This window comes from Streptococcus caprae (assembly GCF_042649745.1).
GTDB lineage: Bacteria > Bacillota > Bacilli > Lactobacillales > Streptococcaceae > Streptococcus > Streptococcus caprae.
Genome location: NZ_JBHRZV010000042.1, coordinates 1 through 2,462, shown reverse-complemented (window position 1 = coordinate 2,462; position 2,462 = coordinate 1). Strand labels below are relative to the sequence as shown.

1 protein-coding gene and 9 tRNA genes are annotated in these 2,462 nt (G+C 42.0%); all 10 read left to right on the top strand.

The features are described from left to right. The first annotated feature begins 25 nt into the window (after window positions 1–25). A tRNA-Pro gene (locus ACFORF_RS05625) sits at window positions 26–99 on the top strand. Window positions 100–104: 5 nt separating this feature from the next. Beyond that, window positions 105–178: transfer RNA gene (locus ACFORF_RS05620), tRNA-Met, on the top strand. A gap of 20 nt (window positions 179–198) precedes the next feature. After that, window positions 199–272, top strand: a tRNA-Ile gene (locus ACFORF_RS05615). A 9-nt stretch (window positions 273–281) separates the two neighbouring features. Next, a tRNA-Ser gene (locus ACFORF_RS05610) sits at window positions 282–371 on the top strand. Window positions 372–405: 34 nt separating this feature from the next. After that, window positions 406–479, top strand: a tRNA-Met gene (locus ACFORF_RS05605). A gap of 10 nt (window positions 480–489) precedes the next feature. Continuing rightward, window positions 490–562 (top strand) — tRNA-Phe (locus ACFORF_RS05600). Between the two features lie 5 nt (window positions 563–567). Next, window positions 568–638, top strand: a tRNA-Gly gene (locus ACFORF_RS05595). A gap of 12 nt (window positions 639–650) precedes the next feature. After that, window positions 651–724: transfer RNA gene (locus tag ACFORF_RS05590), tRNA-Ile, on the top strand. A gap of 10 nt (window positions 725–734) precedes the next feature. Then, window positions 735–822 (top strand) — tRNA-Ser (locus tag ACFORF_RS05585). A 135-nt stretch (window positions 823–957) separates the two neighbouring features. Continuing rightward, complete coding sequence (locus ACFORF_RS05580; RefSeq protein WP_380426243.1) at window positions 958–2,322, top strand: CHAP domain-containing protein; 1,365 nt, start codon at window positions 958–960, stop codon at window positions 2,320–2,322. The last annotated feature ends 140 nt before the right edge of the window (window positions 2,323–2,462 follow it).

The following is a 2,462-nucleotide window of genomic DNA, read 5'->3' as shown; positions in this document are numbered from 1 at the left end:
CGAATCCTCTAGGGTGCATATTAATCGGGAAGTAGCTCAGCTTGGTAGAGCACTTGGTTTGGGACCAAGGGGTCGCAGGTTCGAATCCTGTCTTCCCGATTTATGGCGGTGTAGCTCAGCTGGCTAGAGCGTCCGGTTCATACCCGGGAGGTCGGGGGTTCGATCCCCTTCGCCGCTATATTTTTTATGGATGACTTTGGACCTTTAGCTCAACTGGTTAGAGCACTCGGCTCATAACCGAGCGGTCGTAGGTTCGAGTCCTACAAGGTCCATTATATTTTGGAGGATTACCCAAGTCCGGCTGAAGGGAACGGTCTTGAAAACCGTCAGGCGTGTAAAAGCGTGCGTGGGTTCGAATCCCACATCCTCCTTAGACAATAGTTTGACTATTGTAATAGATATTAACGCGGGATGGAGCAGTTCGGTAGCTCGTCGGGCTCATAACCCGAAGGTCGTAGGTTCAAATCCTGCTCCCGCAATATAAATTTAGGCTCGGTAGCTCAGTTGGTAGAGCAATGGATTGAAGCTCCATGTGTCGGCGGTTCGATTCCGTCTCGCGCCATATAAGCGGGTGTAGTTTAGTGGTAAAACTACAGCCTTCCAAGCTGTTGTCGCGAGTTCGATTCTCGTCACCCGCTTATCTTTTTATTGGGCGCATAGCTCAGCTGGTTAGAGCGCACGCCTGATAAGCGTGAGGTCGGTGGTTCGAGTCCACTTGTGCCCATTTATAATTTGGAGAATTACTCAAGAGGCTGAAGAGGACGGTTTGCTAAATCGTTAGGTCGGGTAACTGGCGCAAGGGTTCGAATCCCTTATTCTCCGTTGTTAAAGAAGTGTTTATACACTTCTTTTTTGTTATTTAAATATATTAAAACGTAACATTAGTGTAATATTAAGTAGAGTTTTTTTTGTTAAAATAGATAATGTCTCAAATACTAAGGAGTGTATACATTTATTATGAAAAACAAAGTCTTATCTACTGTATTATTAAGTACGATTGCTTTATCAACAGTTTCTACCTTTACAACTGTTAGTGCAGACGATTTTGATTCACAAATTGCATCAGCAGATGCTACTATTAGTTCTTTAACAGCTGAGCAAGCATCTGCTCAAGCTGAAGTTGATTCTATTCAGTCACAGGTTGCAGCACTTCAAGAGGAACAAGCATCTCTCGAGGAAGAAAATGCAGCTCTTGAAGAGGAATCTGAAAAATTATATTCAGAAATTGAAAGCCTTTCTGCTAAAATTGTTTCTCGTAGCGAGTCTATTAAAAAACAAGCACGTAGTGCACAAAAAAATAATACAGCTACATCTTATATCTCAACTATTGTAAATTCTAAATCAGTTTCAGATGCTATCAGTAGAATTGTTGCGATTCGTCAAGTGGTTTCTGCTAGCGAGAAAATGTTAGAACAACAAGAAGCAGATAAAGCAGCAATCGAAGAAAAGCAAAAAGAAAATCAAGATGCTATTAATACTGTTCAAGCTAATTTAGCGACTATTTCTGAAAATTCATATGCTTTAACAACTAAACAAGCAGAATTAGAAGTTGCTCAAATTAATTTGGCTTCACAATTGGCTTCTGCTCAAGAAGAAAGAGATAATTTATTAACTCAAAAGGCTGCTGCTGAAGCTGCTGCTAAAGCTGCTGCCGAAGCTGAGGCTGCAGCACAAGCACAAGCTGCTGCTAAAGCTGCTGCTGAAGCTGAGTCTGTAGCACAAGCACAAGCACAAATTCAAGCAACTCAAGTTGAATCTGCAGCTTCTACAGCTGTTGAAGAGTCATCAACATCAAATTCAGTTGAGACTCAAGTTGTTGAGGAAGTTGTACCTGTAACCACTTTTAAAGAGACAACATCAGTTGCAGAAGCACCTGTAGTACAAGTTACTCCAGTTACTGAGGCTGCTACTACACAAGCTGTAACTTACACAGCGACTGCAGCTAAGACTAATACAACTTCTGCTTCAGTTTCAATTAATACTTCAGGTAATACATATCCAGTTGGTCAATGTACGTGGGGTGTTAAATCGCTTGCTCCTTGGGTAGGAAACTATTGGGGTAATGCTAACCAGTGGGGTGCTAGTGCACAAGTAGCTGGTCACTCAATCGGCTATACTCCTGCAGTAGGTGCAGTAGCTGTTTGGCCAAACGATGGTGGCGGCTACGGTCACGTAGCTTACGTTACTGCTGTTTCTAGTGCTAATTCTATTCAAGTAATGGAAGCGAACTATGCTGGGAACACAAGCATCGCTAACAATCGTGGATGGTTTGATCCTACTTCATCATCTTGGGGTGGCTCAGTCTATTACATTTATCAATAAATTTGTAAGAACTGGTTTTTGCCAGTTCTTTTATTTCTATTGGCTCTTTGTCAACTGTAGTGGGTTGACCAATTTAACACCGAGAGAGGACAGGACTTGTCTTCTCTCGTTTTATGTTTATGGCAATGAAAATACGAGTT

Bases quoted from the DNA above. Each gene is read 5' to 3' on its own strand.
- ACFORF_RS05580 (WP_380426243.1), top strand. From the start codon at position 958: ATGAAAAACAAAGTCTTATCTACTGTATTATTAAGTACGATTGCTTTA.